Annotated in this window: 11 protein-coding genes; 7 read left to right on the top strand and 4 right to left on the bottom strand. The window is 65.4% G+C overall.

The features are described 5' to 3' along the window. Positions 1-177 precede the first annotated feature (177 nt). From dnaE to KF759_RS09295, 3 genes are all read left to right on the top strand, one after another. Complete coding sequence (gene dnaE, locus KF759_RS09305; protein ID WP_291224803.1) at positions 178-3,672, top strand: DNA polymerase III subunit alpha; 3,495 nt, start codon at positions 178-180, stop codon at positions 3,670-3,672. 124 nt (positions 3,673-3,796) lie between these two features. Continuing rightward, positions 3,797-4,756, top strand: coding sequence for an acetyl-CoA carboxylase carboxyltransferase subunit alpha (locus KF759_RS09300; RefSeq protein ID WP_291224800.1), 960 nt, complete (start codon positions 3,797-3,799; stop codon positions 4,754-4,756). Between the two features lie 16 nt (positions 4,757-4,772). Next, the gene (locus KF759_RS09295; protein WP_291224799.1) at positions 4,773-5,996 is read left to right on the top strand and encodes an acyltransferase; all 1,224 of its coding nucleotides are present in this window, start codon (positions 4,773-4,775) and stop codon (positions 5,994-5,996) included. A gap of 55 nt (positions 5,997-6,051) precedes the next feature. Here KF759_RS09295 and KF759_RS09290 read toward each other — a convergent pair whose 3' ends face one another. Then, positions 6,052-8,265 (bottom strand): M3 family metallopeptidase, encoded by a 2,214-nt coding sequence (locus KF759_RS09290; RefSeq protein WP_291224797.1) that lies wholly within the window; start codon positions 8,263-8,265, stop codon positions 6,052-6,054. 320 nt (positions 8,266-8,585) lie between these two features. Between KF759_RS09290 and KF759_RS09285 the strand changes: the two genes are divergently transcribed. The 3 genes from KF759_RS09285 to kbl all read left to right on the top strand — a co-directional run bounded on the left by KF759_RS09285 (position 8,586) and on the right by kbl (position 14,916). After that, complete coding sequence (locus KF759_RS09285) at positions 8,586-9,719, top strand: BBP7 family outer membrane beta-barrel protein (RefSeq protein WP_291224796.1); 1,134 nt, start codon at positions 8,586-8,588, stop codon at positions 9,717-9,719. 10 nt (positions 9,720-9,729) lie between these two features. Then, positions 9,730-13,605 carry a G8 domain-containing protein gene (locus KF759_RS09280; RefSeq protein WP_291224794.1) on the top strand — a complete coding sequence of 1,292 codons (3,876 nt, stop codon included), beginning with the start codon at positions 9,730-9,732 and terminating at the stop codon, positions 13,603-13,605. Positions 13,606-13,722: 117 nt separating this feature from the next. Next, positions 13,723-14,916, top strand: a complete 1,194-nt coding sequence (gene kbl / locus KF759_RS09275) for a glycine C-acetyltransferase (RefSeq protein ID WP_291224791.1) — start codon at positions 13,723-13,725, stop codon at positions 14,914-14,916. Positions 14,917-15,056: 140 nt separating this feature from the next. Here kbl and KF759_RS09270 read toward each other — a convergent pair whose 3' ends face one another. Further along, positions 15,057-16,481 (bottom strand): hypothetical protein, encoded by a 1,425-nt coding sequence (locus tag KF759_RS09270; protein ID WP_291224789.1) that lies wholly within the window; start codon positions 16,479-16,481, stop codon positions 15,057-15,059. A gap of 111 nt (positions 16,482-16,592) precedes the next feature. Between KF759_RS09270 and KF759_RS09265 the strand changes: the two genes are divergently transcribed. After that, positions 16,593-17,066 (top strand): hypothetical protein, encoded by a 474-nt coding sequence (locus tag KF759_RS09265; protein WP_291224787.1) that lies wholly within the window; start codon positions 16,593-16,595, stop codon positions 17,064-17,066. Here the strand turns inward: KF759_RS09265 and KF759_RS09260 are convergent. After that, positions 17,050-17,808, bottom strand: coding sequence for a pseudouridine synthase (locus KF759_RS09260; RefSeq protein ID WP_291224785.1), 759 nt, complete (start codon positions 17,806-17,808; stop codon positions 17,050-17,052). The genes KF759_RS09265 and KF759_RS09260 overlap by 17 nt on opposite strands. Continuing rightward, positions 17,808-18,074, bottom strand: coding sequence for an acylphosphatase (locus KF759_RS09255; protein ID WP_291224856.1), 267 nt, complete (start codon positions 18,072-18,074; stop codon positions 17,808-17,810). Before KF759_RS09255 ends, KF759_RS09260 begins: the two co-directional genes overlap by 1 nt. Positions 18,075-18,076 lie beyond the last annotated feature (2 nt).

Below are 18,076 nucleotides of genomic sequence, written 5' to 3'. Positions count from 1 at the left end.
AACCGATGCGGGCATGCATCGCCTTTTCACGCTGCGGGCCACGCCAGCACCTTGCCCGGCGCGTGGCCCACGCCGACGCACCCGCTGCGCGGCAAGGCCGCGCCGCAGATCATCGCCACGTCAAGCCTTGTCCCACGCCCCCGGGGAAACTACGCTGGGACTTGATCCGGCGTCGCCATGAATCCCTCCTTCGTCCACCTCCACCTGCACAGCGAATACTCGCTGATCGACTCGACGATCCGCATCGATGCGCTGGTCGAGTCCTGCGCGCGCACGGACATGCCGGCGGTTGCCCTGACCGATCAGGGCAACCTGTTTGCGCTGGTGAAGTTCTACAAGGCGGCGCTCGCGGCGGGGATCAAGCCGATTGCGGGCTGCGACCTGTGGCTGCCCGACACCGGGGACCGCCACCGGCCGCAGCGTCTGACCGTGCTGTGCCAGGACCATGCCGGCTATCTCACGCTGTCGCGACTGCTTTCGCGCGCATTCGCCGAGAACCGCCACAGTGACCGCGTGCTGGTCGATCCTGCCTGGCTCGACGAGGCCAATCACGGCCTGATCGCCTTGGCCGGGCAGGACAGCGATCTCGGCCGCCTGCTCGTCGCCGGCCGCGAAGAGGCCGCACGCGAGTGCGCGCAGCTGTGGCGCTCGCGCTTTGCCGATCGCTTCTATCTCGAAGCCACGCGGATCGGCCGCGCCGATGAAGAAACCTTCCTGGCCGGCGCGCTCGACCTCGCTGCGCAGTTTGCCTTGCCGGTGGTGGCGAGCAACGACGTGCGCTTCCTGGAACGTGACGACTTCGAAGCACACGAAGCGCGCGTGTGCATCCACTCCGGTCGCGTGCTGGCCGATCCCAAGCGCCCGCGCGATTACAGCGGCGAGCAATACCTGAAATCGCCGCAGCAGATGGCGCAGGTCTTTGCCGATCTGCCCGAACTGCTCGAAAACAGCGTCGAGTTGGCCAAGCGCTGCAATCTCGAACTGAGTTTCGGCACCTATTACCTGCCTGCATTCCCGGTGCCGCCCGGCGCGACACTCGACAGCCACATCCGCGCACAGGCGCAGGCCGGACTCGAACGGCGGCTGGCCAGTCATCCGCCCGCGCCCGGCTTCAGCCGCGAAGACTACGATCAACGCCTCGCGCGCGAAGTCGACGTGATCGTGCAGATGGGCTTTCCCGGCTACTTCCTGATCGTCGCCGACTTCATCAACTGGGCCAAGGACAACGACATCCCGGTCGGCCCGGGTCGCGGTTCGGGCGCCGGCTCGCTGGTCGCCTGGGTGCTGGGCATCACCGACCTCGATCCCTTGCGCTATGGCCTCTTGTTCGAGCGCTTTCTCAATCCCGAACGCGTGTCGATGCCCGACTTCGACGTCGACTTCTGCATGGATCGACGCGACGAGGTGATCGACTATGTCGCGCGCAAGTACGGGCGCGACCGCGTCAGCCAGATCATCACCTTCGGCACGATGGCCGCCAAGGCGGTGCTGCGCGACACCGGCCGCGTGCTCGGCATGCCCTACGGCCAGGTCGACAAGATCGCCAAGCTGTTGCCGCGCATGCCGCTGGATCTTTCGCTCGAGGATGCGCTGGGACGCTCGGAGAAGTCGCGCAAGGAACCCGATCGCGTGGTCGGCGAGTTCCGCTCGCTCTACGACAACGACGATGAGGCGCGCGAGCTGGTCGACCTCGCGCTCAAGCTCGAGGACCTCACGCGCAACGCCGGCAAGCACGCCGGCGGCGTGGTGATCGCGCCCGGTCCGCTGCCTGAGTACGCACCGCTGTACTCCGAAGGCGGCGAGGGCGTGGTCACCCAATTCGACAAGGACGATGTCGAGGCAGTGGGCCTGGTGAAGTTCGACTTCCTCGGCCTGCGCACCCTCACGATCATCGACTGGGCGGTCAAGGCCATCAATGCGCTGCGCGAGCACAGCGGCGAAGCGCCGCTCGACATCCTGACGATTCCGCTCGACGACCCCGCGGTATTCGAGCTGCTGCGCAATGCGCGCACGATCGCGGTGTTCCAGTTCGAGTCGCATGGCATGCAAGGCGCGCTCAAGGACGCCAAACCCGACCGCTTCGAAGACATCATCGCATTGGGTGCGCTGTATCGACCCGGCCCGATGGACCTGATTCCCAGCTACTGCGCGCGCAAGCTTGGCCGCGAGGCCATCGAATATCCCGATCCGCGCGTCGAGCCGGTTCTGAAAGAGACCTACGGCATCATGGTCTACCAGGAACAGGTCATGCAGATGGCGCAGATCGTCGGTGGCTACACCTTCGGTGGCGCCGACCTGCTGCGTCGTGCGATGGGCAAGAAGAAGGTCGAGGAAATGGCCAAGCACCGCGCGATCTTCCGCGCCGGTGCCGCCGACAACGGCGTCTCCGAGGCCAAGGCCGATGCGGTCTTCGACCTGATGGAAAAATTCGCCGGCTACGGTTTCAACAAATCGCACGCGGCGGCCTATGCGCTGGTGTCCTACCAGACCGCCTGGCTCAAGGCGCATTACCCTGCCCAGTTCATGGCCGCGGTGTTGTCCTCGGACATGGACAGCACCGACAAGGTGGTGAACTTCCTCGGCGAGGCACGCGCACTGGGCCTCGACGTGCAGCCACCCGACATCAACGCGTCGCAATTCATGTTCGTCGCGATCGACGCAAGCACCCTGCGCTACGGCCTGGGCGCAATCAAGGGTGTGGGCCGCGGCGCGGTCGAGAGCCTGGTGCAGGCACGCGAACACGGCGGCGCTTTCCGCGATCTCGCCGATCTGTGCGCCCGCGTCGATTCGGGGCGCTTCAACAAGCGTGTGTTCGAGGCCCTGATCCAGTCGGGCTCGATGGATGCACTCGGTGCCAATCGTGCCAGTCTCGCCGCCTACCTGCCCGAGGCGATGCGTGCGGCCGAGCAGAGCGCACGTGACGCCCAGACCGGACAGTTCGACATCTTCGGTGGGAGCGGCGCCAACGGTCCAAGCCGCGCACCGAGCGCACCAACCATTGCCGAATGGCCGCTTGCCCAGCGTCTGGCCGGCGAGCGCGATACGCTCGGTCACTATCTCTCGGGGCATCCGACCGATGCCTGGCGCGAGCTGTTTGCGCGCCTGACCACCTGCGCGATCGGCGACATCGAAAAGCGTTACAAGCCGCCGCGTGATGGACGCCTGCGCAACTCCGAGCTGCCGCAGTTCACGCTGGCCGGCAGCGTGGTGGCCTTGCGCAAACAAGGTGACAACCGTGCCTACGTCACGCTCGAGGACAGCAGTGGCCGGATCGAGGTCACGCTGTACCGGGAAAGCTGGATCGAATTCGGGCCGTTGCTCACGCGTGACGCCTTGCTGGTATTTGAAGGCGGCATCGCCATCGACGATTTCACCGGCGGCTTCCAGATGCGCATTGGCAACATTGCCACCATCGACGAGGCCTGCATCCGCCGCGCGCGCCTGCTGCATCTGCGCCTCGACGGCATCGACGCGGATTTCAGCACGCAGTTGCGGCGCACACTGGACAACCATCGCGGCGGGCGCACGCCGGTGCGGCTGAGCTATCGCAACGCCGGCGCGATGGTCGATGTCGAACTGGGTGAGGCCTGGCGCGTGCATGCCAGCCAGACACTCGCGCAGACCCTGCGCGAACTCGAGGGCGTGGTCAGCGCCGAACTGGTGTTCCAGTGAGGCCGCAGGCGCGCCGCGCCACGCCCGCAAGCGCCCTGCCTGTCCCCAGCCGAGCCGCTATACTTGCGCCCTTTGCGTCGCCGGGACGGCGGCACCGGGCCCGCCCAGGCGACGTACGCATTCAATGAATCCGAACTTTCTCGATTTCGAACAACCCATCGCCGACCTGGAAGCCAAACTCCAGGAACTGCGCAGTGCCAGCCGCGGCCATGCCCTCGACATCGATGCCGAGGTCAGCACGCTGCAGGGCAAGTTGCGCGCCAAGACGGCCGAAATTTTCCGCAACCTCACGCCTTGGCAGATTGCCCAGCTTTCGCGTCACCCGGCGCGGCCTTACACGCTCGACTATGTCGGCGTGATCTGCGAGGAGTTCCACGAGCTCGCCGGAGATCGCGCCTATGCCGATGACGCCGCGATTGTCGGTGGCATCGGCCGCATCGATGGCCGCAGCCTGGTCATCATCGGTCATCAGAAGGGACGCGACACCAAATCCAAGATCCGCCGCAACTTCGGCATGCCGCGCCCCGAAGGCTATCGCAAGGCGCTGCGCCTGATGCAGCTCGCGGCACGCTTCAGGCTGCCGATCCTCACCTTCATCGACACGCCCGGCGCCTATCCCGGCGTCGGCGCCGAGGAACGCGGCCAGAGCGAGGCGATCGCACGCAACCTGCTGGAAATGTCGCAACTGCGCGTACCCATCCTGTGCAGCGTCGTGGGTGAGGGCGGCTCGGGTGGCGCGCTCGCGATCGGTGTCGGCGATGTCACCAACATGCTCGAATACAGCACCTACTCGGTGATCACGCCCGAGGCCTGCTCGTCCATCTTGTTCAAGACCGCCGATCGCGCACGCGATGCCGCTGGCATGCTCGGCATGACCGCACCGCGCCTGAAGGAACTGGGACTGGTCGACAAGGTGATCCGCGAACCGCTCGGCGGCGCCCATCGCAATCCGCGCGGCATGGCGATCCGCCTCAAGGCGATCCTGCTCAACCAGCTCGATGAACTCGCGCGCATTGGCGAGGCGGCGCTGATCGAACGCCGTTACCAGCGCCTGCGCGGCTACGGCGCGTTCATCGGCGGCTGATCCGGACGTCGACGCCGTGGCCGCCAACCCCGGCAAGCAGCCACATTCGGGCATCGGCGAGCTCCCCGTCCTCACCGGCGTGCGCGGCTTTGCCGCATTGTGGGTGCTGGTCTACCACGTCTGGGTCGAAGCCACGCCGCGCCTGATGATGCTCGGACCACTCGACTTCACGCCGCTGTTTTCGGTGGGCTGGGCCGGCGTGGACATCTTCTTCACGCTGTCGGCCTTCCTGCTCACCCTGCCCTATGCGAGTCGCCAGTTGGCCGCTGCGCCGGCGCCTTCGCTGCGCAATTACTGGTTGCGGCGCGTGCAACGCATCCTCCCGGCGTATTACGCGCAGATGCTGGTGCTGGTTGTGCTCGCCGCGCTGTGGGGTATCGGCAATGTGCCCGGCATCAAGCAATTCGTCGGCAACCTGCTGCTGCTCAACAATCTCGGTCCGTTCGGCGTCGAACCGATCAACCCGGTGACCTACACGCTGGCGATCGAGTTCAGTTTCTATCTCATCCTGCCGGTTCTCGCGCTCGCCCTGCGTCCTGGCCGCTGGCCGTGGCTGGCGCTCGGGGCGATTGTCGTCACCCAGATCTGGCGCCATTGGATGCTGCCGCTGGTGATCGCCGAGCCGGTGCCGCTGCGCGTGATTGCACTCGAGCAATTGCCCGGCCGCCTCGACCAGTTCGTCGCCGGCATGCTCGCCGCCTACGCTTACAGCATCGCGGTAGCGCAGGGCCGGCTGGGCGATGCCAGGCGCAATGATGCCTTGCTGCTGGCGGCTCTCCTGCTGTTCGCCTTGCTGCTGTGGGCCATCCATTACGCAAGCAGCCAGTACTGGGATGGCCATCCACTGCTGTTTGTCTGGCATGGCCTGGCTGGCCTGGCGACCGCGACCATCCTCTACGCAAGTGCATGTGGCAGCCCGCTCGCGCGGCGGCTATTCGACAACATGCCGCTGCGCTGGCTGGGACTGGTGAGTTTCGGCGTCTATCTGTGGCATCTGCCGATCCTGCACTGGCTGGTCCAGGCCGGAGTGCTGCGGGCTATTGGCGGTTACGGCCTGCCGTGGCTGCTGCCGCTGGTGCTGGCGCTGTCCTGCGCGATCGCCGCGCTGTCGTATCGCTGGATCGAACTGCCGTTCCTGCGCCGCGGTCGACCGCGCGCCGCACATCCGCAAGCGAGCACCGAAATGATCCTGGCGGGCGACTCGCGCAACGGCGACGTCGCGCGCGAGAGCACCAAATGAAGCCATGAAGAGGGTCGCGCCCGAAATGGAATCCGGGCGCGACCATCCACATCGATCAGGGCTTGGTCTTGCCGCCCTTGGTTGGCACCACGCGCAGGCCGCGCCGCTCGAGCAGCGGCTTGATGTCGGGATCGTGGCCGGTGAAATCGCGGAACAGCTGCATCGCATCCTTGCTGCCGCCGCGCGACAGCAGGGTGTCGCGGAAGCGGTCACCGTTGGCGCGCGTGAGCCCACCGTGCGCCTTGATCCAGGCCACCGTATCGGCATCGAGCACTTCCGACCAGATGTAGGAGTAGTAGCCCGCCGCATAGCCGCTCATGATGTGGCTGAAGTACGGCGTGCGGTAACGCGGCGGCACCGGCGGGTAGTAGATGCCATCGCCCTTGAGCGCGGCGGTTTCGAATGCCATCACGCCATCGGCCGCGGGCACCTTGTCGACGCTGTCGATCTGATGCCAGTTCTGGTCGAGCATCGCTGCGCCCAGGTACTCGGTGGTGCGGAAGCCCTCGTTGAAACGCGCCGCCGCCATCACCTTGTCGAGCAGGGCCTTGGGCATCGGCTCGCCGCTCTGGTAGTGCCTGGCATAGTTGGCGAGCACGCTCGGCCAATCGGCCCACATCTCGTTGACCTGCGACGGGAACTCGACGAAGTCGCGCGGCACGCCGGTGCCGGCAAAGTAGGGATAGGTCACGTTCGAGAACATGCCGTGCAGGGCATGGCCGAACTCGTGGAACATCGTATTGGTTTCGTCCCAGGTCATCAGCGTCGGCTGACCTGCCGGCGGCTTGGGAATGTTGAGGTGGTTGGCGACCACCGGCATCGTCCCCAGCAGCTTGTTCTGGCTGACGTAGGCGTTCATCCACGCGCCGCCACGCTTGCTCGGCCGCGCGTACATGTCCTCGAGGAAGATCGCGAGCTGGGTGCCATCCTCGTTGAACACGTCATAGACCAGCACATCGGGGTGATAGACCGGCAGGTCGGTGCGCTGTTTGAACTTGAGGCCGTAGAGCTGGCCGGCCGCGTAGAACACGCCGTTCTCGAGCACGTTCCTGGCTTCGAGATAGGGCTTGATCTGCGCCTCGTCGAACGCAAACTTCTGCTTGCGCACCTTCTCCGCGTAATAGGCCCAGTCCCATGGCTGCAACTTGAAGCTCGGCTGGCCCTTGGCCTTCTGCTCCGCATCGATGAGCTTTTGCAGCGCAGCGGCTTCGAGCTTGGCGTTGGCGACCGCAGGGGGCGCCAGTTGCCCGAGCATCTTGTTGACCGCCTCGGTGGTCTTGGCGGTCTGGTTGGCCAGGCTGTAGGCCGCGTAGGTCGGATAGCCGAGCATCTGCGCGCGCTCGACGCGCAGCTTCATGATCTGCGAGACGATCGAAGTGTTGTCCCAGGCATTGCCGCGGCTGCCACGGGCGACCGAGGTCTCGTGGATGCGCTGGCGCAGCGCGCGATTGGACAGATAGGTTTCGGGCGGCTGGCCGGTGGTGTTCTGCAGCGCGAGCACGAACTTGCCTTCGAGCTTGCGCGCCTTGGCCGCCTCGGCAGCCGCCGCGATCGCATCCTCGGGCAGGCCCGCGAGCTCCTCGCGCGTGTCGACGATGATCGCCGAATCATTGACCTCGGCGAGCACGTTCTGGCCGAACTTTGTGCCCAGCGAGGCGAGTTCGCCATTGATCTGCTTGAGGCGCGCCTTGTCGGTATCCGAGAGCTTGGCGCCATCGCGCACGAAGTCGTCGTAATAACGCTCGACCAGACGCAGTGACTCGGCATCCAGACCCAGCTGCGCACGCTGCTCGTAAAGCGACTGCACGCGCGCGAACAATTGCGGATTGAGGAAGATCGCATCGCGATGCGCGGCAAACTTCGGCGAATACTCGACCTGGATCTTCTTGCGCGCATCGTTGGTGTCGGCGCCGACGAGGTTGTAGAACAAGCCGGTCGCGCGGCGCAGCGTCTGTCCGCTCTTCTCCATCGCCACGATGGTGTTGTCGAAACTCGGCGCCTGCGGATTGGCGGTGATCGCCGCGATTTCCTCGAGCTGCGCGGCCATGCCGGCATCGAAGGCGGGACCGAAATCGGTGTCGGCGATCTTGTCGAACTGCGGATACTGCAGCGGCAGCGGGCTGGGTGTCAGCAGCGGATTGGCGGGCGGCACTGGCTTGGCCGCCGGCGCAACGGTGGCCTGCGCATCGGGTTTGGTTGGCGCATGACAGGCGCCAAGCGCCAACGTGGACAGCGCCGTCGCCAGCGCCAGTGCAAGGGGGTGTTTCATGGCTACTCCCGGGATTCTGGAACCCGCAAAGGTACAACATCGCCACGCAGAAACCGCATGACGAAAGCCATGGGCCGCCTTGGGGCCGCGAGCGCGGTTGCAGGCAATTGCGAATGCGGCGCACAATCAGGCACACCATCGCGACGATCGCATTCAGGGGTTCAGGCATGCGTCGCGCAGGGCGTCCTTCGATGCCCCGCCCGTCTGCCGCCACACCTGTCGGCCACCAAGGTCGCAACGCGTGCCCCGATCGGGTCGGGTGCAAGATGCCTGTCTGGCGCAGGCATGCGATGGACTGTCGACAAGAATCAGGGGGCTGCATGCGTCGTTGTGTTTTGAATCTTGCCTTGCTCGCTGGCTGCGCGTTTTCGGCATCGCCCTCGGCGGCTCCCGCCACTACCACAGCCGACTGGTCCCTCTCGCTCGACGCATTGTCGTGGGAGAGCCGCGACAGTCCGCTCGGCATCCCATTCATTTCGACCGGCACACTGGGGCAGCCCGGGACGCAGATCGTGTTTGGGCCGCGCGCCGCTGAATTCGGCAGCCGCCGCGGCGCACGCCTGAGCCTGAGCCGCGCGATGTCGGAGTCGAGCGCGCTGGAGTTCTCCGCATTCGGGCTGCAGCACGGCAGCTACGGCGCAGGCATGTTTTCGGACGCACTGCCTGGATCATTGCATCTGTACATTCCCTACATCGATCCGCAAACCGGGCAGGAAACCTCGACCGACTTTTCCGTGCCAGGCCTCTACAGCGGCGCGGCAAGCCTGCGCAGCAGCGAACGCCTGCGCGGCGCCGAGCTCGATTACCGCTGGCAACTGCCGATGGCACGCGCATTCGCGCTCGATGCGCTGATCGGCGTGGCCGTGCTCAACCTTGACGAATCGATGACGCTCGACACCGCCAGCCCGCTGCTGCCCGAGTGGGGGCCGGATGTGTGGGAAACCCATGACGCATTTTCCACACGCAACCGCTTCCACGGCCTGCAAGTGGGCTTGCGTGCACGCGCCGAGCGCAACGGCTTTTACGGCAGTGCCGACTTCAAACTCGCAGCCGGCTGGCTGCGGCAACAGGTCGACATCAATGGCGTGCTGCATACCGACGACTACACCGAGTTCGAGACGGTCGAGCAATTTCCCGGCGGTTATTTCGCCTTGCCGAGCAACAGCGGCCGCCATCGCCGCAACACCTTCGGCGTGATGCCGCAGGCGGAGCTCGAGTTCGGCTACCGTTTCAACGCGTTCCTGTCGGCGCAGATCGGTTACTCGGCCATGTACGCCACGCGCATGCTGCGCCCGGGGCCGCAGGTCAACCGGCGCATCGATACCAGCCAGAGCACCTCCTACACCGAGGTCCCGATGCCGCAACCGGTGGCGGGCGCGCAACCCGCGTTCGCATTCGAGGACTCCAATTACTTCGTGCACGGCATCCACGCCGGCATCACCCTGACTTTCTAGGCTGACCGCCATGACCAAGACCAAGACCCGCAGCATCCGGTTCGCCCTGACCACCGCGCTGTTTGCCCTGCCGCTCGCGTCGATCGCGCAGGCCGCCTGCACCGGCGAGCCACTCGCGCCAACCACCAGCGGCGACGAGCTGCTGGTCGACAAGGCGGTGTGCGTGGGCGCCGGAACCTACAAGTACAAGGACGTGCATGTCATCGACGGCGGCACGCTCGAATTCGAAGATGCCCAGATCGATTTCTGGGCCAACAACATCCTCGTCGAGAACGGTGGCACCCTGCGCGCCGGCACGCCGGAAGCGCCGATCGGCACCGCCGGTGGCGAACTGGTGATCCATCTGTGGGGCGAGGACCGCATCAAGGGCAATCCGAACGCGAATGCGCTCGGCGTGATTTGCAAGAGCGATCCCAAGGGTCATTGCGGAATTCCCGATGCGGTGTGGAATTCCAATCTCACGGCCGACGGTCACATGAAGCCGGTGAGCCAGGCGCAATCCATCGCCGCCAGCGGCCTCACCAGCGTCTATCCCAATGCCGCGCAGGATCCGCGCATCGCCGCGGACTACTTCTATGCCTACATGCCGATGGAGTTCGAAGGTGGCTCGGACGAGCAAAGTCGCCAGGGCTACTTCGGTGACAAGGTACTCGGCATTTCCTATGGCGCGACGGTGCAGTTGTTCGGCCGCAAGGGCGCAACCTATGCCAGCGGCGGCGAGTGCAGCCCGACGTTTCCATCCAGCAGCAACAGCAGTTGGGTGCGTCTGGCCGATTCGGTGACCAAGGGGGCGACGTCGATCAAGATCGACCGCCCGCTGTCGTTCAAGGGCGGCGACCAGATCGTCCTCACCGCCACCGACTACCTGCCCGGCCATTCCGAGACCCTGACGGTCGCCAGCGACGTGCAATGCGCGACCACGATTCCGCTGCAGGACGCCGTCGCCTTCGCCCACAACGGCATCCGCGCCTCGCTCGGCCAGACGCCATTGACGATCGGCCCCACGCGCAGCAGCAATGTCGAAGCGGTGGAAACGCGCGCCGCGGTCGGCGTGCTCAGCCGCTCGATCCGCATCGTTTCCGCGGGCGACACCCGCGACGACGACTTCCCTGCCGAGTCGACCCACTACTACAACGGCGGCCACGTCGTCATCCGCCAGGGCGTGCGCGAGCTCAAACTGCAGGGCGTCGAATTCCGCCAGCTGGGGCAAGGCGGCACGATTGGCCGCTACCCCGTGCATTTCCACCACGCGCGGCATGTGCCCGATGGCACCTTCCTGCGCGACTCAAGCATCAATGAATCGATGACACGCTGGGTGGTGCTGCACGCCACGCACAACGTGCATCTGGAACGCAATGTCGGCTACAAGTCGATCGGGCACGGCTTCTATCTCGAAGAAGGTACCGAGATCGACAATGTGCTCACGGCCAACCTCGGCGTGTTCGCACGCGCCGCAGTCGACAATGTCCAGAATCCGCGCAAGGTACCCGGCATCCTCGCCGCACCCAACACGCTCGACAGCGATGCCGACCAGATGCCGTTCAAGTCGGATGTCGACCATCCCACCGTATTCTGGATCATGAACGGCTGGAACGATTTCAAGGACAACATGGCGGTTGGCGCCGGCACCTGCGGCGTTTGCTACTGGTTGCTGCCGGGCATCAACAGCGGCATGTCCAAGGCCATGAAGTGGACGTCCTACGCCTCGATGCAAAGCTCGCTCGATCGCGCGGGGATGACGCCGCTCAAGTCCTTCGACGGCAACACCTGCTCCACCGCGATGACCGCATTCCAGACCGTAACGGGAACCGCCGCCTGCCACGGTGTGCAGCGTGGGGGTGATCCGAGCATGCCCAAGCTCGAGCCAATCCCCAATCCGCTCGCGCCCGCAATGCCCAACGAACATTACTATCCTTCGCTCGATCCGGGTGGCGGCCGCTTTGCCACCCGCTGCACCGCCGATGATTGCAGCGTGACGCCCCCGCGTTGTGCCGCCGGCACGCTCGACAATTGCATGGTCACCGTGCTGTCGCGCTTCAACACCTCGTTCAACTGGGCGCCCTTCAATTTCGCCGCAATCTGGTTGCGACCGCAGTGGTTCCTCGTCACCGACAGCGCGATCACCGATGTGCAGCAGGCGGGCCTCACGATGGTGACCGGCGGCGGCTACACCGAATCGGACGTGGTGCCGGGCCACTGGGCTCTGGTGCGCAAGACCGCCTTCATCGGTGCCACCCAGCCCGATAACCCATTCGCATCTGATGGCGGGCCGTTCAATCCGGCGGCGTTGGCCTGCGCGACAATGAGCAATGGCAGCCGCCCAGGCAGCTATTGCCTGTCCAAGGACGAAGGCATCAGCCATCAGGTCGACAACTTCGGCATGTACCAACGCATGTTCAGCGTCTACGACGGCCCGGCCTTCCAGGCTTCCAATGCGTATCTGGACATCCACCATCGCAAGATCGACGACTGCACCCCATTCACCGACAAGCCCAACCTGGTTGGAGAATGCCGACCCGGCGCGGGCGGCCAGAGCCGCTGGCTGGCCGGCACCGTCAAGGGCCTGCAGCGCGACAAGGCCAGCAACACCTGCTTCATGCCCAATGCCGCGATCGGCTGGAAGCAACCCAATGGCTTCTACTATCCACCGGCCTTCCACTCGCAGGATCTTTATTTCGAGAACGTCGAAACGCGGCACTTCGTGCTCACGCCCTTCTTCAAGGAAGGCACGCTCGAAACCGATTACGAAAAGCTCGCCAATGAGTATTGCGTGTGGGACAAGACCACCTTCAATGGTTTCACCAGCATCGATCGCCAGACCGTGCTCAACGACAACGACGGCACGCTCACCGGCTTCGTCAACACCACGGTGGTCAACAATGACGAATTCTTCGCCGGTCCGATCGATTCCACCGAATGCAAGTCGGCCAACTCCTCGCGCACCAGTCCGTACCACTACGTGACCACCACGCTCTATCCCGACTGCGCGCGCACGCGCACGTGTGCCGTCAAGGGTCAGATCAACAGTGGCGACTGGAACAGTGCCTGCACCAATGAAAACTGCTATGGCGTCCCGCTGCTGCGCCAGGACAAGCTGCCGATCGCCGACAAGGGCGTGACCCGCGCGATCCGCATGATGGGCCAGGACACCGGCCAGCGCAGTTCGTTGACCGTCAACGGCGGCACCTACTACATCGACACCACCGTTTCCAAGGCGACGCAGATTGCCGAAAACTGCAACCCGCGCAACGGCAACAAGGTCGATTGCGCGGTCAACGAATTCAAGGCCGGCCAGACCTACCACGTGTTCCTGATCTTTGCCGACGAAAAGACCGAGCAGACCTATCGCTTCTTCGTCGGCAAGGACACCGACTTCAATCCGGCCAGCATCACGCTCACCCAGGTCGAAATCGGCAAGGACCCGCCAGAGTTCCACACAGTGCAGAATCTCAAGCCGCACTTCGCGGGTTGGTATGCCAATGATCCGGAGTCGGGCATCGTCGAGGTTCGCATCGCCACGGCCGATTTCGGCCAGCAAGAAACCCTGCAATCGTTCGCGCAGGCGCGCAAGGAACACTGCAAGCCCGCATCATTCTGCAAGCTGAGCGGCTCGCAGTGCGTGGGCGTGGACCCGGCCAACGATGCCGTGTGCTCATGGACGCAGACGCCACCCGACTGCCCCGTCGGCGGCTGCATCGGTTTCAGTTTCACCCTGCCCGCGGGCTTCAAGACCGCGTCCAGCACCCAGTTCAAACCCTTGCATCCACCGGCGACCTGCGTGCAGCGACAGGCCCCGTGGAACACTCCGCTGGTGCCGATCGCGGTGCCGTTCGACGGCTGCCCCAACACGGCCGATCTGCATCCCGAGGATTTCTGCGCCAACTGATCGGCGCCGCCTTCCGCGACGATCGACGCGAGCCTGCGCCACTCCCGGCGCAGGCTCGCACCTGCAGGCGCGGGCGCGATCGGCGACAATGGCGCCCTTTGCGCCGGAGCCTCTGCCATGACCTACACCGCCCGCACCCGCCTTGAAGGCGAGCTCGATTCGATCCGCGAACAGGGCCTGTACAAGACCGAGCGCGTCATCACCACGCCGCAGTCAGCGGCGATCCGCACCGATGACGGCCGCGAAGTCCTCAACTTCTGCGCCAACAATTACCTCGGCCTGGCCGATCATCCCGAGATCATCGCGGCGGCCAAGGATGCACTCGACACGCACGGCTTCGGCATGGCCAGCGTGCGTTTCATCTGCGGCACCCAGGACCTGCACAAGCAGCTCGAAGCGACGATCGCGAAGTTCTTCGGCACCGACGATGCAATCCTCTACACCAGTTGTTTCGATGCCAACGGCGGCCTGTTCGAAACCATCCTCTCCGACGAGGACGTGGTGATTTCCGATGCACTCAACCACGCCTCGATCATCGACGGCATCCGTCTGTGCAAGGCCGAACGCCGCCGCTACGCCAACAGCGACATGGCCGAACTGGAGAAACACCTGCAGGAAACGCAAGGCAAGCGCACGCGCCTGATTGCCACCGACGGCGTGTTCTCGATGGACGGCTACATCGCCAAGCTCGATGAAATCGTCGCGCTCAAGAAGAAATACAACGCCCTGCTGATGGTCGACGATTCGCACGCCACCGGCTTCGTCGGCCCGAACGGCCGCGGCAGTGCGGAGCTGCATGGCGTGATGGACGAAGTCGATGTGTTCACCTCCACGCTGGGCAAGGCGCTGGGTGGCGGCTCGGGCGGTTTCACCACGGGGCGCCAGGCGATCATCGACCTCTTGCGCCAGCGCTCGCGCCCGTACCTGTTCTCCAACACCCTGCCGCCACCGCTGGTGGCCGCCTCGATCAAGGTGTTCGAGATGCTTTCGGGCAGCGCCGACCTGCGCCAGCGCGTGAATGACAATGCCGCCTATTTCCGCCAGCGCATGAGCGAGGCCGGCTTCGAGCTCAAGCCCGGCAAGCATCCGATCGTGCCGGTGATGCTGCACGATGCCAAGCTCGCGCAGTCCTTCGCCAGCGAACTGCTCGCCGAAGGCATCTACGTGATCGGCTTCTTCTTCCCGGTGGTGCCACAGGGACAGGCGCGCATCCGCACGCAGATGAGCGCGGCGCACAGCCGCGAGCAGATCGACCGCGCGGTGGCCGCGTTCACCAAGGTCGGCCGCAAGCTCGGCGTCATCAAGGGCTGATCGAAAGTGGCGCAGCGTCGGGCTGCGCACCGCAGCACGCACTCGGCCATTGGGCGGATTGAATCGGGTGGCGTTGGCGAAGTTCCTGCGTGGCGCCGCTTGCTCGATCGAAGACGCGTTTGCCGATGGCCCGCGTTGCCTCAGTTCTTGCTCGGCGCGCTGCGCGCGGCCTCCATCGCATCGACATCCCAGACGTTGTAGCCCGCCGCGAACAGCAGGAAGTGGCGCGCCGCCGCCTGCGCAGCGGGATCGCCCCCGGCGTCGCGCTCGATCGCTTCGGCGGCATGCGTGAATACGTCCAGATCACGCTTGCGATCATTGCTCGCGTTTTCGGAGAGGGTGCGCAGCAAGCGGGTCTGCTCGGCGGCTGGCATCGCCAGCACCTGTGCCGTGGCCTGCTCGCGCAATGCAGCGAGCACGCCTTCGGCCGTTGTCGGCGAGGGCTGCGGTTGAACGAAACGGATGCGACCGAAGGTCTGCGCGTACTCCCCCTTGTCGAGGTGCCAGGTCAGGCGCTCGCCGCGTTCCAACGGCAGCTCGCCCGGCGCAGCGGCAATCACGCGCGTCGTGCGGGTGAAATCATCGAGCATGCCCTGGCTGAGCACGGCCCAGTCGGAGTTCGCATGCCGCAGCAGCCGCGGCAGCACGTTGCTCCACCAGGGCAGGCCCAGCAAGCTCGCGAACGTGATCACCAAGACCACGCGCGAGGACAAGCGCCCGAACAGCAAGACACTGATGCCCGCGCGCCAGAGCATGAATCCCGGCACGGCAATGACAAGCACGATCAACAGGTTCCACGGACTCCAATGCCCGCTGTCGAAGACGACCTGCGCGGGCATCGCCAGTTCGGGATGGGCCGGGTCATAGCGCAACGGGAACGAGGGCACTGGCGCGGTCCAGCTCAGCGCGGCGACTTCGACTGGCCAATCGAACTGCTCGCGCAAGGCAGCCAGCGCGGTTTCCGGTTTGGGCTTGGACAGCATGAAGGTGTGATTGGGCGGATGGCTCGAGATCCAGTCGAGCGCGGCCTTGTCCATGCGCACTTCCTGCACCTCGAAGCCACTGGAATCGCGCAGGAACGTGAACGGAATGCCCGCCTGCAATTGCTCGGTCCAATCATGGAGGCGGAAGTCTTCGCCAAAGTCCATGCGCATTCCGCAGTAGCCGCGCTGCACAGGCGCGGCGTCCGGGCGGGTCACGTACTCGACGCGCACGCAGCGCGAGATGTGCGAAACCGCCTGCCAGTACAACTTGTCGCGCGGGAGGTCGGCCGGATCGAATTCGATCGCCGCCCAACTGTCCACGATCCTGCCCTGCACAGCGGCCGTGTAGGGCGCGTAGCGGTGCGCATTGACCATCGGCTGCGCCCCGAACTGCCAAGCCGTGCCGAGGAAAAGGCCACCGCCGAGCAACAGTCCTCCGGCGATCAGGCCAAACAAGGGTGCGAGCAGCCAGCCCCCGAACGCATCGGTGAGACGCGCGAAGTACGACGACTTCAGCAGATCGCGCAGCCACTCCGGGCGGGCCTTGTCATCATCGCCTGCATTCGGCACCTGGTCGCTCATTGCCCCCCACCCGCAGCACGGTCGCATGGTACCCCCGCACGCCACAGACGGCACACGGCGCGCCCGCTGGTGCTAGAGTCGGCCCGAGACGCGGCAGTCAAGGAGCGAGCCATGGCCAATGCGCGCACGCATTTCGATTTCCTGTCGTCGTACCTGCAGCGTTACAGCGAAGCCACCCGTGGGACGCTGGCCGGCCGTCCCTGCATGTCGTGGCACAACACCCCGTTCATGACCTTGTTCGGGCAAAGCGTCGCGTTCCGTCTCGCCGGCCACGGTCTCGTGCGTGCACTGGCCCTGCCCGGCGCCAGCGGCTTCGACCCCTTCAAACCCGATGAACCACCGCCGGGCAAGCCCGGCTGGGTGCTGGTTCCGGCGACCCATTGGGCGAGCTGGGATCGCTGCGCTCTGGATGCGATCCGCTGCCTGCGCCTGGCCCAGTCGCAACACGTGTCCTGGCACGTTCCACCTGCTCCGCCGGAACCGCCGCCCGCGCCACCGCCATCGACGCCCAAATCGCTCGCCGAGCGCGTGGCGGCGATCATGAAGTCGGGTTTCAGCTTCGGGCTGGTCAAGTCCGACCGTTGACGCGCGCCAGGCACGCGATTTCATCGGCTTCGAGATGGCGCCACGCGCCCTTGGCAAGCCTGCCCAGCTGCAGCGGCCCGATCGCCACGCGGATCAGGCGCAACACGCCGATGTCGAACGCGGCGAGCACGCGGCGGATCTGCCGGTTGCGGCCTTCATCGAGCGCCACTTCGAGCCAGGCATGACGCTCGCCGCGCCGCAGTTCGCGTACCGACTTGAGCGCGAGGCGTTCACCGCCTTCCTCCACGCCACCGCGCAGCGCCGCAAGCAAGTCGCCGTCAGGCAGGCGATCGATCTGCACGTGATAGGTCTTGTCGAGTTGGCTCCCGGGCGCGGTGATTGCCGCGGACCACACGCTGTCATTGCTCATCAGGAGCAGACCCTCGCTGGCCTTGTCCAGCCGCCCGACCGGCGCCAGCCACGGCAGGTCCGCGCCTTCGAGCAAGGCATACACGGTCGCACGTCCCTGCTCGTCCGCCGTACTCGTCACCAGGCCGCGTGGCTTGTTGAGTGCAAGATAGACGCGCTGCCGTGCCTGCAGATCGACACCATCGAGTGCGATGCGCTCGCCTTCGAGCGTGGTCGCACGCTCGGGATCGCGCACGATTCGACCATCGACGCTGACGCGTCCCGCCTCGATCCAGCGCGCCGCTTCGCTGCGCGAGGCGATGCCGAGCTTGGAGATCACCCGCGCGAGGCCATACCGCACATCGCCGGTTCCGCGTGCCGATGTCCGCCGCATCAACGCACCATGAAACCCGTGAACGACTGCGCCTGGATCGCTTCGCGCCGCACCACATCGACGCGCGCGGCAGGCGGCCCGCGCTGCAACCAGTGCTCGAGCTGATCAAGCGCCTGCATCTGCCCGCAGGCGATGACTTCGACGCGCCCATCCGCCAGATTGCGCGCCTGTCCCTGCACGCCGAGCGCAAGCGCCTGCTCGCGTGTCGAGGCGCGAAAATACACGCCCTGCACGCGACCGGAAACGAGGAAGCGCGCGCAGACCATCG

Origin of the sequence: Dokdonella sp., assembly GCF_019634815.1 — a bacterium.
Lineage (GTDB): Bacteria > Pseudomonadota > Gammaproteobacteria > Xanthomonadales > Rhodanobacteraceae > Dokdonella_A.
The sequence above is the reverse complement of the archived record's forward strand: the minus strand, read 5'-3'. Positions and strand labels throughout refer to the sequence as shown.